The 965-nt window shown below is 65.3% G+C and carries 1 pseudogene; it reads right to left on the reverse strand.

Going from position 1 to position 965, the window contains the following annotated elements:
* A pseudogene (locus HLH21_RS16820) lies at window positions 1–892 on the reverse strand (IS630 family transposase); the annotation flags it as partial.
* Window positions 893–965 lie beyond the last annotated feature (73 nt).

A 965-nucleotide genomic window follows, 5' to 3' on the forward strand; every position in this document is an offset into this window, starting at 1 on the left:
TTCAGTTCGGGAGCGCGGGACGGCAGGAAGATCAGGCTGATATTGCGGGGCAGCTTCAGCTTGTCGGTGGTATGCCACCCTGCTCGATCGAGCAGCACGACAGCGTGGGCACCGCGGGCGACGCAGCGCGAGATTTCCTCGATATGCAATTGCATGCTGGCGGTACCGATGAACGGTAGCGCCAGGCCGGCGGCCTTGCCGCGCGCCGGGCAGATCGCCCCGAACAGCCAGGCATTCTCGTAGCGCTGATCGGCCGGCTGGCGTGGCCGCGTGCCGCGCCGGGCCCATTGTCGAACGATGCCATTCTTCTGGCCGATCCGGGCCTCGTCCTGGAACCAGATCTCGATCGGCTTGCCCTTGGGCAAATGGCCGATATGGGCGTTCAGGATGCGGGGGAAGTTTTTTTGAACGCCTCCATGACGCCAGTGTCCTGACCCGGATGGCGTGGCCGGGCGCTGATATAGGAAAAACCAAGCCGTTTCAGCAGGGTGGAAACGTGCCTCTCATGGTAGACGACGCCGAAGCGCTCTTCGATCACGCGTTGCAGATCGACCCGGCGCCAGCGCACCACGCCATCGCGCTGCCGATCCGGGCCCGCCTCGACCAGGGCCTTCAATTCGGCCTGCTGTGCCCCGTCCAGTCGGCAGGCTGGCCCCGCGTGCTGATGATCGCGCAGGCCATCGGGTCCTGCGGCATTGAAGCGGTGAACCCAGTCTCGCAATGTCTGGCGGTCCATGCCGCCTACGCGGGCCGCATCCGTCCGGCTGGCCCCGTCACAGATCGCCGCCAGGGCCAGAAGCCGGCGCGCAGCGTTCGCCTGCCGACTGCGCGCCGCAAGTCGCCTCAGATCAGAGGCCGAATAGTCATCCCGTAGCTTCACCGCCCTCGTCATCAGCCAGATCCTCCCCCATCAAGAGAATCAGAGCCCGAGCCATTCGTCACTTCACACACGAGTCAGTGGCCAC

Origin of the sequence: Gluconacetobacter johannae, from assembly GCF_014174305.1 — a bacterium.
Taxonomy (GTDB): Bacteria; Pseudomonadota; Alphaproteobacteria; order Acetobacterales; family Acetobacteraceae; genus Gluconacetobacter; species Gluconacetobacter johannae.